This window comes from Streptomyces mangrovisoli (genome assembly GCF_000974985.2).
Lineage (GTDB): Bacteria > Actinomycetota > Actinomycetes > Streptomycetales > Streptomycetaceae > Streptomyces > Streptomyces mangrovisoli.
Genome location: NZ_LAVA02000002.1, coordinates 20,102 through 33,436, shown reverse-complemented (window position 1 = coordinate 33,436; position 13,335 = coordinate 20,102). Strand labels below are relative to the sequence as shown.

Annotated in this window: 14 protein-coding genes and 1 pseudogene; 8 read left to right on the top strand and 7 right to left on the bottom strand. The window is 70.6% G+C overall.

Features of this window, described 5'->3' with window-relative positions; all coding sequences use genetic code 11:
• Positions 1-144: 144 nt before the first annotated feature.
• The 3 genes from WN71_RS00855 to WN71_RS00845 all read right to left on the bottom strand — a co-directional run bounded on the left by WN71_RS00855 (position 145) and on the right by WN71_RS00845 (position 2,702).
• Positions 145-681 carry a hypothetical protein gene (locus WN71_RS00855; protein WP_052743263.1) on the bottom strand — a complete coding sequence of 179 codons (537 nt, stop codon included), beginning with the start codon at positions 679-681 and terminating at the stop codon, positions 145-147.
• Positions 678-1,703: a DUF4129 domain-containing protein gene (locus WN71_RS00850; protein ID WP_240529521.1), complete on the bottom strand. Its 1,026-nt coding sequence runs from the start codon at positions 1,701-1,703 to the stop codon at positions 678-680. The genes WN71_RS00855 and WN71_RS00850 overlap by 4 nt, the downstream gene beginning before the upstream one ends.
• Positions 1,704-1,808: 105 nt before the next feature.
• On the bottom strand, positions 1,809-2,702 hold the full coding sequence (locus WN71_RS00845; protein ID WP_046592839.1) for a YwqG family protein: 894 nt from the start codon (positions 2,700-2,702) through the stop codon (positions 1,809-1,811).
• Between the two features lie 292 nt (positions 2,703-2,994).
• Between WN71_RS00845 and WN71_RS00840 the strand changes: the two genes are divergently transcribed.
• The 3 genes from WN71_RS00840 to WN71_RS00830 all read left to right on the top strand — a co-directional run bounded on the left by WN71_RS00840 (position 2,995) and on the right by WN71_RS00830 (position 5,750).
• Entirely contained in the window at positions 2,995-3,369 is a 375-nt protein-coding gene (locus WN71_RS00840; protein WP_063777754.1) for a PadR family transcriptional regulator, read from the top strand.
• Positions 3,370-3,374: 5 nt separating this feature from the next.
• Entirely contained in the window at positions 3,375-4,007 is a 633-nt protein-coding gene (locus WN71_RS00835) for a hypothetical protein (protein ID WP_046592840.1), read from the top strand.
• A gap of 288 nt (positions 4,008-4,295) precedes the next feature.
• The gene (locus WN71_RS00830) at positions 4,296-5,750 is read left to right on the top strand and encodes an extracellular catalytic domain type 1 short-chain-length polyhydroxyalkanoate depolymerase (RefSeq protein ID WP_046592841.1); all 1,455 of its coding nucleotides are present in this window, start codon (positions 4,296-4,298) and stop codon (positions 5,748-5,750) included.
• On the opposite strand, the gene WN71_RS42475 is transcribed toward WN71_RS00830, so the two are convergent.
• The gene (locus tag WN71_RS42475) at positions 5,720-6,721 is read right to left on the bottom strand and encodes a HEAT repeat domain-containing protein (RefSeq protein ID WP_107469519.1); all 1,002 of its coding nucleotides are present in this window, start codon (positions 6,719-6,721) and stop codon (positions 5,720-5,722) included. The two genes, WN71_RS00830 and WN71_RS42475, sit on opposite strands and share 31 nt — an antisense overlap.
• A gap of 221 nt (positions 6,722-6,942) precedes the next feature.
• Here WN71_RS42475 and WN71_RS40625 point away from each other — a divergent pair, with 221 nt between their 5' ends.
• From WN71_RS40625 to WN71_RS00805, 3 genes are all read left to right on the top strand, one after another.
• A complete protein-coding gene (locus WN71_RS40625; RefSeq protein ID WP_167382885.1) occupies positions 6,943-7,620 on the top strand; it encodes an SMI1/KNR4 family protein in 678 nt (225 codons plus the stop codon).
• Between the two features lie 231 nt (positions 7,621-7,851).
• On the top strand, positions 7,852-8,268 hold the full coding sequence (locus WN71_RS00810) for a nuclear transport factor 2 family protein (RefSeq protein WP_046592842.1): 417 nt from the start codon (positions 7,852-7,854) through the stop codon (positions 8,266-8,268).
• Positions 8,269-8,766: 498 nt separating this feature from the next.
• The gene (locus WN71_RS00805) at positions 8,767-9,189 is read left to right on the top strand and encodes a hypothetical protein (protein WP_046592843.1); all 423 of its coding nucleotides are present in this window, start codon (positions 8,767-8,769) and stop codon (positions 9,187-9,189) included.
• On the opposite strand, the gene WN71_RS00800 is transcribed toward WN71_RS00805, so the two are convergent.
• Positions 9,159-9,905 (bottom strand): hypothetical protein, encoded by a 747-nt coding sequence (locus WN71_RS00800; RefSeq protein ID WP_046592844.1) that lies wholly within the window; start codon positions 9,903-9,905, stop codon positions 9,159-9,161. The two genes, WN71_RS00805 and WN71_RS00800, sit on opposite strands and share 31 nt — an antisense overlap.
• A gap of 173 nt (positions 9,906-10,078) precedes the next feature.
• Between WN71_RS00800 and WN71_RS00795 the strand changes: the two genes are divergently transcribed.
• The gene (locus WN71_RS00795; protein ID WP_071369789.1) at positions 10,079-11,065 is read left to right on the top strand and encodes a Rossmann-fold NAD(P)-binding domain-containing protein; all 987 of its coding nucleotides are present in this window, start codon (positions 10,079-10,081) and stop codon (positions 11,063-11,065) included.
• 167 nt (positions 11,066-11,232) lie between these two features.
• Here WN71_RS00795 and WN71_RS00790 read toward each other — a convergent pair whose 3' ends face one another.
• A complete protein-coding gene (locus WN71_RS00790) occupies positions 11,233-11,793 on the bottom strand; it encodes a hypothetical protein (protein ID WP_206299987.1) in 561 nt (186 codons plus the stop codon).
• Between the two features lie 305 nt (positions 11,794-12,098).
• Here WN71_RS00790 and WN71_RS00785 point away from each other — a divergent pair, with 305 nt between their 5' ends.
• Positions 12,099-12,542, top strand: a complete 444-nt coding sequence (locus WN71_RS00785) for an ester cyclase (RefSeq protein WP_046592889.1) — start codon at positions 12,099-12,101, stop codon at positions 12,540-12,542.
• Positions 12,543-12,573: 31 nt separating this feature from the next.
• On the opposite strand, the pseudogene WN71_RS42470 reads toward WN71_RS00785, so the two are convergent.
• Positions 12,574-13,206 (bottom strand): annotated as a pseudogene (locus tag WN71_RS42470) (sugar transferase); the annotation flags it as partial.
• Between the last annotated feature and the right edge of the window lie 129 nt (positions 13,207-13,335).

Genomic DNA, 13,335 nt, shown 5'->3' with positions numbered 1-13,335 from the left:
GCGTGTAGCGGCGTAGGGATGCGTGTGGCAGCGGGGTCGGCCGCGGCGCCATCGGTCACGGGGCTTCCAGGCGGTCGAACTCGGCCACGGGGCTCATGGCGCGGTCGGTATCGGTCAGAGAGCGCTTGGAGCGGTCGAGGTCCGTCACAGGGCTTCCAGGCGGTCGAGCAGGGCGCGCAGGACGGGCTCGGGGAGCGTGGGCTGCGGGGCGGTCGCCCCGGGAACGATCCACGGCCACAGCTCGGCCCCGATCAGGGCCTCAGCTCGCTGGGGGCTGCGGTACAGCGCGACGCCGTGCCGTTCGGCCAGTCGGGCCGCGAACAGCCGCTGCAACTGCGGGCGCATGACGGTGGCGAAGGGGACTTCGCCGTCGTCCGCCAGGGACTTGGCCACGATGCGCCGCCACTCGCCGAGGGCGGGGGCCCGGCCGTCCAGCAAACGCACCGGTCTGCGATGGCCGTTGTCCTGGGCGCCGCCGCCCGCCGCGTAACGCATCAGGACCAGCGCGACCACCGCGATCAGGGCGAGCCCGGTGGCGGCCGCGCCGACACCGTCGGCCAGGGCGAGCAGCACTTCGGCCGAGACCGCGGCGGCGCACAGCAGAGCCACCGAGTGGCGTACGGAACCGGGCGTCGGCAGCATCGAGTTGACGACAGCGCGTATCCGGGTGGGCGTCTTCATGAGGTACCCGTCCTCGCCTCGGGGCGGGACGGCCCGGAGCGCAGGCCGTCGGCGATCTCGGCGAGCGCGGCCGCGGCGAGGTCGCGGTGACTGCCGTCCATCGGGTGCGTGGAGTAACGGGCCTCGCGGAACAGCGTGGTGAGCGTGGTGGCGGCCGCCCCGTTGGGCAGGCCGCCCGCGACGGCCCGCTCCAGCAGGTCCTGCGGGCTGTCCGAGGCGCGTCGCGTCAGACCGGAGTCGGCGAGCGACTGCTCCATGGCGGCGTAGCAGGCGATGACGGCCGCGCGGGCGTCGGCGCCGTCGAGCAGCGCACGGCGCCCCGAGTCCACGGCCTGGACCAGCCGTTCCTGCTCGTCGTCCAGGGTCTCGTATGTCGCCGGTGCCGCGAGCGCCTGCGGCCGGGTCAGGTACCGCCACAGGCGCAGCGCGGCGACCACGACGACCACGACGAGCAGGGCGACGGCGAGAATGAGCAGGATGCGCGACAGCCCGAAGTACAGGGTGTGCGCGGCGTGTTCGGCGGGCGCCCGGGTCGATGCCGGGTCCTGCGGCGGAAGGGGAGGCGACGAGGACTCGCGGTCGGGCTGATCGTCGGGCCCGTGGTTGCTGCCGTACGAGTCGAACCGGTGCAGGACCAGGATGAGCAGCGGGACGACCCATGCCCCGACCCGCAGGACGCGGCTGATGCCGTGAGCCATCCGCTGTCGCGGCGAGTCGAGTTCACGGACGGTATCCGGCTGATCGCGGAACTTCTCGTACAGTCCCAGGCCGACAAGGAGTGACAGCAGGGCGAGGCCGACGACGAGGACGGCGTTCCCGCCGAGCGGCCCGCGGCCCTTGGCCGACAGGCCGTTGTCGGGGTGCAGCAGCAGCGCCGCCAGGGCCGTGCCGCCCACCATCAGCACCGCCAGGGCGGCCTGGGCGGGGCCGACCGTGCTGTGCCGCTGTCGCCTGTCGGCGGCCTGCGCGGGGTCGGCCGTGCCGTGCCGCCGTCGTCCGTCCGCCGTACGCTCCCGCCCCACCGGCACCCCCTGCGTTGTGATCGGCAGCTTCGCACATCGGTCGGCGGCGCGTCAGTGCGGGGTGGGGTGCGCCGGCAGGCGGTGGGGTGCGTCAGCCGCGCGTGGTCAAGAACAGTCCGCGCGGTAGGCGAAGGGCCGGTCGGGGCAACTGGTGCATTCGAACAGGTAGATGCCGCCCATGTCGCCGAGCATGAGCCCGGGGGCGCGTTGGATCTCGGCGCGCTGTTCGTAGGGAAGGTCCCAGACGGTCCCCGTGGCCGGGGTGTCCTCGGCGGGCAGCCACGTGCGCCAGCTCTCGCCGTCGAACTCGGAGCTGTTGATCGTCAGGAGGTGCTCCATGCGCGTCCTGCACGCGGGGCAGGACGGCCAGTCGGGGTCCTGCGTCCACGTCGGGTACCCGCCGACCTTGATGCCGTCCGACACGGACAGGTGGTACCAGTACGACCAGCCGGTCTCCTCCTCCAGCCTTTCGAACCGGGCGTCGAGCGCCTTGGCTACATCCTCCGGGAGGTCCCAGTTCGGGTAGTCGGTGACGCGTTCGGGGTGCAGGACGCACGGGTCCGGGAGGTAGTCGTCGTCGGCGCCGGCCGGGCGGGGCGGATCGGCCGCCCGCAGGTCGCTCAGGGAACTGTCCCACCAACGGATCTCGGGGCGGGGAACGTAGCCGTCCTCGTGGTCGAAGGGACACCACAGAACCTGCAACAGATCGGTGGCGCCGGGGAAGTCCAGGTCGGGCACGTCGGCTGCGAACAGCTGGAGGACCGGGACGAGGGGTATCGGTCCCTGGGCGGGAGGGGAGAACGCCGTGTCCGGGTGGTCGTCCTCGCAGTGGGGCCAGGGCTCCGACTGCGGCCAGAGCAGGGGGCCGCCGACCGAGCTCTCCCGCGCGCTCGGCTCGCCGAGGCGCGGATGCAGGCGAACGGCCGTCCTCCGGTGACCGGCCACCTCCGGGAACAGCGCCTCCACGTCGAGCGGACGTGGCGGGGTGGTACGAGCCATCGGGCGTGCTCCTCACGGACCAGAGTGCGGGCGTGGCCACGAGCGAGGCCGCGATGGGGTGAGGCTAGCCGCAGGGTCTGACAGTCCCACCGACCGGCCCCGGTCTCGGCCATGTGGCACTTCGGGGTCGGCCGGGACGGCGTCCGGCGGCAGTTGACCGGCCGCCGTGACGGATTCGGAAGGCGCAATGCCGAACGGCCCGCCCCCGCAGCTCACTTGTTTTCTGCCAGTCCTGCATGTGCCGTGAACATGCATCTGCCAGGCTGGCAGAAAAGGGAGTACCGTCGTGAGCATGGATCAGAAGCACCTCACTCCCGCGGCGGTGAGGCTCGCCCAGACCTTCCTGGAGGACCCCACCCGCCGCTTCTACGCAACAGAACTCATGGAGGCCGCCCACGTCAGCAGCGGCTCCCTCTACCCGGCGCTCGCACGCATGGAGAAGTCGGGCTGGGTCGCCGCCGCAGACGAAAACGACGTTGAAGGGGAAGACGAGGGCAACGGCGACCCCGCACCCAGGAAGCGCGGTCGGCCCGCGCGCCGCTACTACTGGATGACCGGCGACGGCGTCCGCGAAGCGCACCTCGCCCTGGTCGAACTCAGCGAGAGCGTCCGCCCGCCGGCCTCCTCGCCCGGGTGGCTCCTGCCCCCGAACCCCGAGGGAGCCTGACCGACGTGAACACCCTCATGGGTGCCCAGATCGGGGCCGCCGTCGCCGAGCACGGAAGAACCCTCCTCGGTGAGACGTGGGCGGTATGGCGCATCGCCGCCATCCTCGCCGCAGTCTGCGCCGTCGCCTACGAGTGGGGCATGGCGCTGACTCGCCTCATCAGCCTCCGCGTGCCGTTCCTCGTGTTGTACCTGGCTCGGCTCACGACTCCCCAGGCGGAGTGGCCCTACCTGTACGCGGCCTGGAAAGGCGAACTGCATGCCGTCCTCGACGCCAAGGGCTTCTGGCCGGTGAAGTCGATCAAGGGCCTCTGCTTCGCCGTGCCGCTCGCTCTCGGTTCTGCTCGCAGGACCGCCAAGATCCGCGAGGTCCCGCGCAAGAAATTCCGGCGGCGGAGCGCCAAGCGCGCACTGCGGGTCTCCTTTGCGCTTCCCCTCGAGTTGGTCTTCGTAGCGATGGTGGCGACGGCGACAGTCGTTGACCATCTCTTCGGCATGTGGGTGGCGGTGTTCACGCCTGAGGTCTTCGTGGCCGCTGTCGTCTTCGCGGCGGCGCGGAACGGCCGCCAGGGCGGGGATCGCCAACACCGACCCCCAGGCGTCGACTTGCGCAAGCGAGGTGACGCGAAGGCCAAGTGACGCACCATTGCGCCCACTTGACCCCCTGGCACAGCGCCGTCGCCGCCACCATGGGCTCACGAGCCACCACCGCAACCGCAGTTCTGGCTGCCCCTCACATGTCGCCGCGTACCGGCCGGTCGTACGGTCCGAATTCAGCAATCCGGTACGACAGCGGGCCGGACGCGGCCGGGAGCGGCGGCGTCCGGCAGCTGAGCCGGGCGTGCTGCGGAGCCGGGCGGGGTGGGACCGCCGGGCGGCGCTCCGCGCCCGCTTCCCCCTCCTCCCCACACCCCATGGAGCCGCACCATGCCTCACGTCCCCTGGCGAACCTTCCTCCCGCGGATCGCGCTGGCCGCCGCGCTGGGCGTCGTCACCACGGGCCTGAGCGCCCTGACCCCGCTCACGCAGAGCGCGGCGGCCGCCGGTACCCTCCAGCAGGTCACCGGCTTCGGCTCCAACCCCGGCAACCTGTCGATGTACGAGTACGCTCCGTCCGGCCTGCCCGCGGGGGCGCCGCTGGTCGTGGCCCTGCACGGGTGCACCCAGTCCGCGAGCGACTACCACGCGCACTCCGGCTGGCAGAAGTTCGCCGACCAGTGGGGCTTCGCCGTGGTCTACCCGCAGACCAGCTCGGCCAACAACTCCCTTTCCTGCTTCAGCTGGTTCGACTCGGACAAGGACACCCGCGGGAAGGGCGAGGCCGCCTCGATCCTGCAGATGGTCGACACCGCCGTGGCGCAGTACGGCTCGGACCGCCACCGCGTGTACGTCACCGGCCTCTCCGCGGGCGGCGGCATGACCGCGGACCTGCTCGCCGACTACCCGGACGTGTTCGCCGGCGGATCCGTCGACGCCGGCCTCCCGGCGCAGTGCGCCACCACGCTGACCGCCGCCTCCGGCTGCCAGAACCTCACTCCGAAGCAGTGGGGCGACAAGGTCCGCGGTTCCTACCCGGAGTACTCGGGCCCGTGGCCGCGCGTCGCCGTCTGGCAGGGATCGTCCGACACCACCGTCGCCCCGGTCAACGCCACCGAACTGCGCGACCAGTGGACCGACGTGTGGGGCATCGGCCAGACCGCGTCCAGCACCCGGAACCTGACCGGCGGCACCACCGAGAGCGTCTACGACGACGGCACCGGCAAGCCCGCCGTCGCCCTCTTCTCGGTCTCCGGCATGGCGCACGGCCTCGCGGTGAACCCCGGCTCCGGCCCCGACCAGTGCGGCACCACCGGGACCTACTACCTCAACGCCATCTGCTCCAGCTACTACACCGCGAAATTCTGGGGCCTCGACGCCGGCAGTCAGGGCGGCGGCACCGGTTCCCTGCCCGCCCCCACCGGTCTCACGGTGACGGGCACGACCGACACCGGAGCCTCCCTGTCGTGGAACACCGTCGGCGGCGCCGCGTCGTACGACGTCTACCGCGACGGCACCAGGACCGGTTCCGCAACGGGCACGTCGTACGACGACACCGGGCTGTCCGCTGGTACCGCCTACACCTACACCGTCGCCGCCGTGGACCCCTCCGGCGCCGTCGGCGCCTCGTCCGCGCCGGTCACGGCGACGACCACCGGCGCGGCACCCAAGTGCTACACGGACGACAACTACCACCAGGTGCAGGCCGGCCGCGCCCACCAGAGCGGCGGCTACACCTACGCCAACGGCTCGGCGCAGAACATGGGCCTGTACAACGTCGCCATCACCCACACGCTGAAGGAGACCGCCGCGGGCTACTTCGTGATCGCCGACTCCGGCTGCTGACCTCCTGAACGGGTCCTGTTCCAGGGGACGTCCGGGGTGAGCATGTCGTGGATGCAGCGCCGCAGCCCGCTGCGGGAGTCGACGGGTCGGATCCACGGCACCTGCTGCAACTGGTCGCCGTACAGCTCGGTAGTCGGGTCGGTCAGCAGGGCTACGAGTTCGGCGGGGGCGGGGTCGTCCACCAGGCACAGCCAGGCGAGCGCGGCGCCGATGCGGATCTCGGGCGGGCGGCCGGTGTCCGACCACAGCCGTCGGGCCCAGGCCGGGGCATGTTCGTCGCCGTGTTCGCGGGCGAGCTGGGCGATCGCCAGGATCACGCTCACGCGGACCCTCGGATCGTCCTCCACCGTCAGCCGGTCGTGCAGGGCTGCCGAGACGCCCAAAACCCCACCGGTCGCCGTCGCCAGGACGAAGGCGGCCGCGGAGCGGACATCGGGATCGGGGTGGGGGAGAAGAGGGAGCAACAGGTCCAGGTCGTCGGTGATGGCATCGCGGGCGGCCTGGATCGTCCAGTTGGTCGGGCACATCGTGGAGCCCTCCACCTCCATCGGATCCTCGGTGACCTGGAGGAAGCCTTCACGCGATCCGTCCCCGAAGTGTTGGCAGCGGGCGATCTCGGCGACCAGACGGAGGGTGCGCGCCCGAAGCCCGGGTGACCCGCTGACCACGATCCGGAGCAGGAAGGGGACGGCCAGCGCTCCGACCGCGATGGTCGTGCCCTGATGCTGGAGGTCGTCCCACAACTGCCCCAAGACCCGATCTGAGGCTTCGGCATATCCGAGGGCGAGCGTCGCAAGGCGAGCGGGTATCTCCTGGCCGGGGCCGTAGAAGTGCGGAAACCGCTCCCAGGGGATCTCGTCGTACGCGAACCCGTCCTTGACCTCCCGCGGGATCGCGCCCACGACCGTCCGCACGTCGGCCTCCGTGCCTGCCCACCTCTCGGGCCACCCGGCCCAGCGGTCGTCCTCCATGGCGTGACCTCCCCGTCCAGCGACACCCTCCGAACCACGGGAGTCTAACGATCGATGATCAACAGCGTGGTGCGGCACAGTCGCACTCCGGCGGCCGGCACCGCACTCCCGCGGCACCGCAGTGCGGCCGCGCACGGGGCCGTGCACTCAGCCCGGAGGCAGGTCACTTGTCAGTGGCGGGGGCTACTGTCCGTGCTCACCATCGAGTCGAGGGGAGAGCCGTGGACACGCCCGCTCAGTGGTCGGGAGTCCGAGAACGCGTCATCGCTGTGGAGGAGGCGAGAAATCGAGCCCGGGGTCATGACCTGTCGCCCTGGCCGGTGTTCGAGGCCGTCCTGACTCCCGCTGAGATCGACGAGGTCGAAGCACAGTTCGGTGTCGCGCTCCCCGACGAGTACCGCTCGTTCTTGGCCGAGGTCGGAGCGGGCGGCCCCGGACCGGCACTCGAGCTCACGTCATTGCGCCGCATCGACGGCACGTGGGGATGGGTCTGGGACTGCGACAAGGAATATCCCTGGCTGTTGGACGCCACTGGGCCGTTCGTCGAAACGGAGGACTGGGCCGACCAGCAGAGGGCGACCCTTCGCGCCGCCGGATACGAACCCCTCGCCCCCGCCGAGGACGCCGGCTATCGCGACGACTACCGCAAGGCCTTCGGTGAAACCGGCGAAGGAGTCTGGCACCTGGAGCGCGGGCGGGGTGCGATCCACATCAGCGACAACGGATGCGGCATGACCGGCTGGCTCATCGTCGTCGGCCCCCACCGTGGGGAACTGCGCCACCGGGACTGCGGGCTCAACCCGCCCTTCGAGCCGTACGACGACGCGCAGGGGAGGCGCCACACCTTCCGGAGCTGGTATCTCGCGTGGCTCGAGAAACGCGAGAGGGCAGTTCGATGATCAAGCCCGTGGCCTCTGGGCCGCGCCGCACGCGACGGGGGACCGGGCCCGGTTCCGGGCGCAGGCGACCAAGTCGGTGGCAGGCCGCCCCTCGGTGAGGGACGATCACGGCCGGTGGACGGCCCTGTTGCTTCGGGACGCGCCTGAAGGCGTTGGAGGCTGCGGTGCCGTCGACGGATCGACGGATCGACGCTCGGCCTGGCTTTTCGCGTCGGGCCGGAGAGGACGCGTGTGTCGCTCGCTCTTGAAGACCGCCTGGCCATCACCGAGTTGGTCTCGTTGCATGGCCACCTCGTTGACGACGGAAGCCTCGACCGGCTGGAGGAGTTGTTCACCCCCGACGTGGTCTACGACCTCACCGACTTCGGCCAGGCGCCGCTGTCCGGGGTGGCGGCCATCAGGGACGCGGCGTGGGCGCTGGGCGCCGCCAACCCCGTCGCGCATCACGTCACCAACGTCGTCGTAACGGCTTCGCCGGACGGCCGGGTGCGGGTCCGATCCAAGGGACTGGGAATCAAGGCGGACGGTACGTGCGGATCCGTCTCCTACGACGACACCGTGGTGCGCACCGCCGACGGCTGGCGGATCAGCCATCGCAGGGTGTCGGCGCGCCGTAGTCCCTTGGGTGGGGTGACGAAGCCTGGCTGAGGGGGTGCGCCTCGCTTGCCCTGGCCGCCGATGAAGGTGGCGTTGTTGAGGCGGTCGTGCCGAGCAGGACGTGGTGGACACCGACGCCTTCGAGGTCGGTGCCGACGGACTCTGACTGCGGGCCGCTGACATCCGTTCCGGTTGCCGGTTCGCGGTGCTCGGCATCAACCAGGCAGGTCAACAGTCCCTTCTGGCCGTCTTACAGTGTTACGCACGCGGCCCCTCGAACCCTGCGTCCGGATCTGCCGGCAGAGGGTCATTGTGGGCTCCGAGTCCGGCGGGTCTGAATGAACGCACGTCCAGCTCCCGCCGCGTCGTGATCGCGGTCTCTCCGGTTCAAGGGCACCTTCTGCGGGACCGGCACCGGTTCCTACCGCCTCGCCGACACGCGAACCCGACCGAGAATGCCGTCGGCTGAACTGTCGCGCCTCCACCCCTGCGAGCTCCCGGATCCCCATCGGCCTCTGATCATCAGCAGCCTTGAGTGATACTCGACCGGTGACATGGGTTGAGCAGGCAGGAGCAGCAGAACAGTCCGGTGACTGGGACATCGCTATCGCCCTTGTGAGCGCCCATGCCGAGTGCTACTCCGTCGACTACCACGCCCACAACAACCACCTGTGGCACATGGACCTGCTTGTCGGCGCGGGACGGCTCACAGAACTCACGGACCTGGCCCGCACGGACGTCCATGCTCGAAGGCGGCTCAACCGGGCACTACGCGACCGCGGGCAGGATGCCATGCTCCGCAAGCGAGCAGAGGGCGGTGACCGTGACGCTCTCTACAGGCTGATCCGGTCGCTCTGCGAGGCAGGCCGAACCGGGAAGGCGCGCGAAACGGTCGAGGAGATCGCCCCGCAGGATCAGCATGCCCAGGAGATCCTCGCTCGCTACGAGGCGTCATCGAACCAGAGCTCGTGACACCTTGCCGCTGCTCGGGCAGCGGCTTCCTCGACCCGGTGCCGGCCGTTCTGACCTCGGCTCCATATGAATGCGCGCGACTGACGTGGTGCCTCGCTGCTCCAGGTGCGGAACTCCTGGACCGCGACATCGTCGGACAGTCGCCACCGGATGGTGTGGCCGGAGGCTTCGGGGACGTCGGTGAGTCCGTCGAGTTGTCCGGCGAGTGCGAAGCTGTCGCCCTCGGGTGTCATGCGGTTCCAGGTCGAGACCGCGTCGGTGAGGGCGTGGGATTCGATGAGCGCAGGGACGGACGGGGCGATCTCCAGGAAGGTGCCGCCTCCGTCGTCCACGCCGACTCGGCCATCTGTGTGCACGAGATAGCGCACGGGTGAGGAGACCCGTTCCCCGAACCAATCGAAGTACCAGCCGCGGGCGGAGCCGGTCCACACGTGCTGGCCCAGGTCGTAGTGCCACTCGCGGAGCACTTCGTGGCATTCACCCTGGGCGGTGTAGCTCTTTCGCACCTGGTAGCGGAGTCCACCGTACCTCTGCTCGAAACCCTCGCGACGGATGACGAGCGTCAGGGGGGCGGGGACCGGCCGGCCCGAGCGATCCGGGATCCGCAGGAACTCGGTGGGGAGCCGGGGCGCCGGGGGACCATCGCGCCGGCCGGTTCGTTCCAGCAGAGACTTGGCACGGGTGGTAAGACCGGTGAGGTCATCCAGGATGTGCATCCTGCACGTCTTTTTTCCACGAAGGGTCGTGCATTCGTGGGTCTCACGGTACTTGGTCGCGTCGGCCTACGTCGGCGTTGTCGCCGGAGGGCCGAGGCGGTGTCTGCCGGAGGCCCTCTGCTGTCGGCGTATTCGCCTTGGCCGGACCAGGGCCGCGGTGCTTGTGTGTCGGCATGGAGATCCTGGTTCTGGGCGGAACGGCTTGGGTGGCGCGGGAGTTGTCGCGGCAGGCGATCGGACGCGGTCATCGGGTGACGTGCCTCGCGCGCGGTGAGAGCGGAGAAGTCGCGGACGGGGCACGGCTGGTGGCCGCCGACCGGCGCGACCCGTCGGCATACGGGCCGTTGCTCGACCGCGAGTGGGACGCGGTCGTCGAGGTGTCGTGGCAGCCCGGATTCGTCCGTGGAGCGCTCGACGCACTGGGCAGCAGGGCCAGGCACTGGGCGTATGTCTCGTCCGGCAACGTCTACGCGTCCCACGCCACGCCGGGGGCGGACGAGTCCGCGGCCCTGCTCGCCCCCACCGACCGGAGCGAGGTCGACCGCGAGGTGTACGGCGAGGCGAAGGTCGCCTGTGAGCAGGCGTCGACGGCCGTCGTGGGCGACCGCCTGCTCGTCGCGCGGGCCGGGCTCATCGGCGGGCCGGGCGATCACAGTGGACGCTCCGGCTACTGGGTCGCCCGCGCCGCACGCGATCCGCGGGGGCCGATGCTGGTCCCCGCCACACCCGCGATGCCCACCCAGGTCGTCGACGTACGGGATCTGACCTCCTGGCTGCTGGACTGCGCGGAGCGGGGCACCACCGGCACGTACGACGCGGTCGGCCCGGTCGTCGCGTTCGAGGAGTGGATCGAGCTGTCCCGTGCCGTCGGCGGTCACACCGGCCCGGTGGTCACCGCCGATTCGGCGTGGCTGCTCGCCAACAAGGTGGCCGAGTACATGGGTCCCGAGTCGCTGGCGCTGTGGCTGGTCGAGCCGGGCTGGGAAGGGTGGTCGGCCCGGGCCGGGTCCGCGGCGCGCAGCGCGGGACTGCGCCACCGTCCCGCGGCGGAGACGCTGGCCGACACGCTGCGCTGGGAGCGCGAGCAGGGGCTGGACCGGGAAAGGCGCGCAGGGCTCAGTGCTGAGCGCGAGCGTGAGTTGCTCGACGCACTCGGCTGACGGCACCGGACCGCCACCGTCTCCGGGGTCTGCAACCAGGGGCGGAGACAGGCTTCCTAGGGAGTCCGGCTCTCCACGAAGCCGGGTTCCCTGCGAGGTCGCCCCTCGCCGGCCGCCAGCAGCTCCATCGGATCCCCGGTCACCAGGCCAGCCCCGTTCGTCGCCCGTCAGAACGCGAACGCTTCGGTCAGACGCACCCGGTAGCCGTCCTCCTCCATCATTACGACGGTGACGCCGAACGGGTTGGGGTGGTCCAGCTCGAGCGGTGTGAACGAGTAGTCGACCGCGGCCTGGATCGGCGGTACCAGTTCGGCGCCGGGTTGTGGATCGGGGACCGGCCCCCACGCCGGGGCGACGGACGTCCGGCCTTCCTCGGCAGGGGGCAGAGGCTGCTCCGTGTAGGGGAACTGGTGCAGGACATGCCCCTCGCGCGTGGCGAGCACCATGTTCAGGCACGGCGCCGCGCCGACGACCGGCAGCTCGCAGACGGTGGCGACGTCATGGGTCTCCCAGGCCAGGACCACTTCGTCCGCCCGGGCCGCCGCCGCGATGTTCGAGAGTTCGACGATTCCGGTGAGTGCGTCCTGACCGGTCTCCAACGGACGGGCCCAGATCATCCCGACCAGTTCGCCGCCGACCAGCGGCATGATGAGCGGACGCGGGACGGTGCCCTCGCCCAGCCCGGCGGCATAGGCGCTCTTCGCCGTGTCAACCAGTGCGTCCCACATCTGTGCTTCCACAGAAGCCCCTCCGTCCGCCGTACCCGATCACCGCATGCGGTCACCGCATGCGATCACCGCACCCTGCCACGGCGGCCGAGGCCGTGTCAGCGCAATGATCGGGCAGCCCACGAAGGCGTTACCCGGAAGGAAGCGCGGAGCTGCGCGAGGTCGGACGACCGCAGCCGCAGCCGCAGCCGCAGCCGCAGCCGCAGGCGACGGCGACGGCGACGGCGACGGGAAGCCGCGACGCAGCGGAGTGAACAGGCAGAATGCGCGGTTTGCGGCCATCTCTGGAGGGCCACACTGAGGCCATGAACAGCTCGGACACCACCCTCGCCAAGAACAAAGACCTTGTGCGCGCGTTCGTCGACGCGCTGTTCACCAAGGGCGACCTCGGCGCGGTCGACCAGTACCTGGCCGAGGACTTCGTCGACCACGACCCTCCGTTCAACGCGCCTGCCGACCGTGAAGGCCTCCGCGCCGCCGGTGCGGTGTTCCGGCAGGCGTGCCCCGACTGGCACAGCGAGCCGAACCTGATGATCGCCGAGGACGACCTCGTCGTCGAGCACTTCACCGCCAGTGGGACGCAACGCGGTGAACTGCTCGGGGTGCCGGCCCCGGCCGAGGGGCGCCCCTTGACCCTGCACGGGACCAACATCTTCAGGATTCGGGACGGCCGCATCGTCGAACGGTGGAACCGGCCCGACGAACTGGGCATCCTGCGCCAGTTGGGGCTCGCACCGTCGCAGCCGTAGCGATGCCACCGCAACCACCCCACTGCATGGCTCAGTAGGCCCCTTGCCCGGACAGTACGGCGCCCAATGTGCGGGCGAGGATGACCAGATCGAGTCGGGCGGACTGATGGTCGACGTATTCCAGGTCCAGCCGCACCGCTTCGTTGTAGGGCAGGTCCGACCGGCCGGAGATCTGCCAGAGACCCGTCAGGCCGGGCTTCACCGCCAGCCGCCCGAGCACGTTGGAGTCGTAGACCGCCACTTCCTCGGGAAGTGCCGGCCGGGGGCCGACCATGGACATCTCCCCTCGCAGTACGTTCAGCAGCTGCGGCAACTCGTCCACGCTGTAGCGTCGTAGGACGGAACCGACCCGGGTGATCCGCGGATCCCGCCGGATCTTGAAGAGCAGGCCGTCATCGTTGTCGAGCGCAGCCAAGCGCTCTCTCATCTGCCGGTCCGCGCTGACGACCATGGTGCGGAACTTGAACAGCATGAACGTCCGGCCGTTGAGGCCGACGCGTCTTTGCCGGTAGAGGAGTGGTCCTGCGCTGTCCGCTTTCACCGCGCAGGCGGTCACCAGGATCAAGGGTGCGAAGACCAGGAGCAGCAGAAGGGCCGTGCACCGGTCGGCCCAGGGCTTGAGGACCGGCCAGACCCGCGCGCGGCCGGCGGACGCCACGGCCGGTGCGGGTTCCCCCCGGTCCTGGCGGTCACTTCCTACGCCTCGTCGGTAGACGAGGGCCTCGGTGGGCAACGCCTCGCCGCGCAGGCGTACTTCGACGGCGAGCATCTCGTGGTGGATCTCCGCCAGGGC

Bases quoted from the DNA above. Each gene is read 5' to 3' on its own strand.
- WN71_RS00855 (WP_052743263.1), bottom strand. From the start codon at position 681: ATGAAGACGCCCACCCGGATACGCGCTGTCGTCAACTCGATGCTGCCG.
- WN71_RS00845 (WP_046592839.1), bottom strand. From the start codon at position 2,702: ATGGCTCGTACCACCCCGCCACGTCCGCTCGACGTGGAGGCGCTGTTC.
- WN71_RS00840 (WP_063777754.1), top strand. From the start codon at position 2,995: ATGGATCAGAAGCACCTCACTCCCGCGGCGGTGAGGCTCGCCCAGACC.
- WN71_RS00830 (WP_046592841.1), top strand. From the start codon at position 4,296: ATGCCTCACGTCCCCTGGCGAACCTTCCTCCCGCGGATCGCGCTGGCC.
- WN71_RS42475 (WP_107469519.1), bottom strand. From the start codon at position 6,721: ATGGAGGACGACCGCTGGGCCGGGTGGCCCGAGAGGTGGGCAGGCACG.
- WN71_RS00800 (WP_046592844.1), bottom strand. From the start codon at position 9,905: ATGCACATCCTGGATGACCTCACCGGTCTTACCACCCGTGCCAAGTCT.
- WN71_RS00795 (WP_071369789.1), top strand. From the start codon at position 10,079: ATGGAGATCCTGGTTCTGGGCGGAACGGCTTGGGTGGCGCGGGAGTTG.
- WN71_RS00790 (WP_206299987.1), bottom strand. From the start codon at position 11,793: ATGTGGGACGCACTGGTTGACACGGCGAAGAGCGCCTATGCCGCCGGG.
- WN71_RS00785 (WP_046592889.1), top strand. From the start codon at position 12,099: ATGAACAGCTCGGACACCACCCTCGCCAAGAACAAAGACCTTGTGCGC.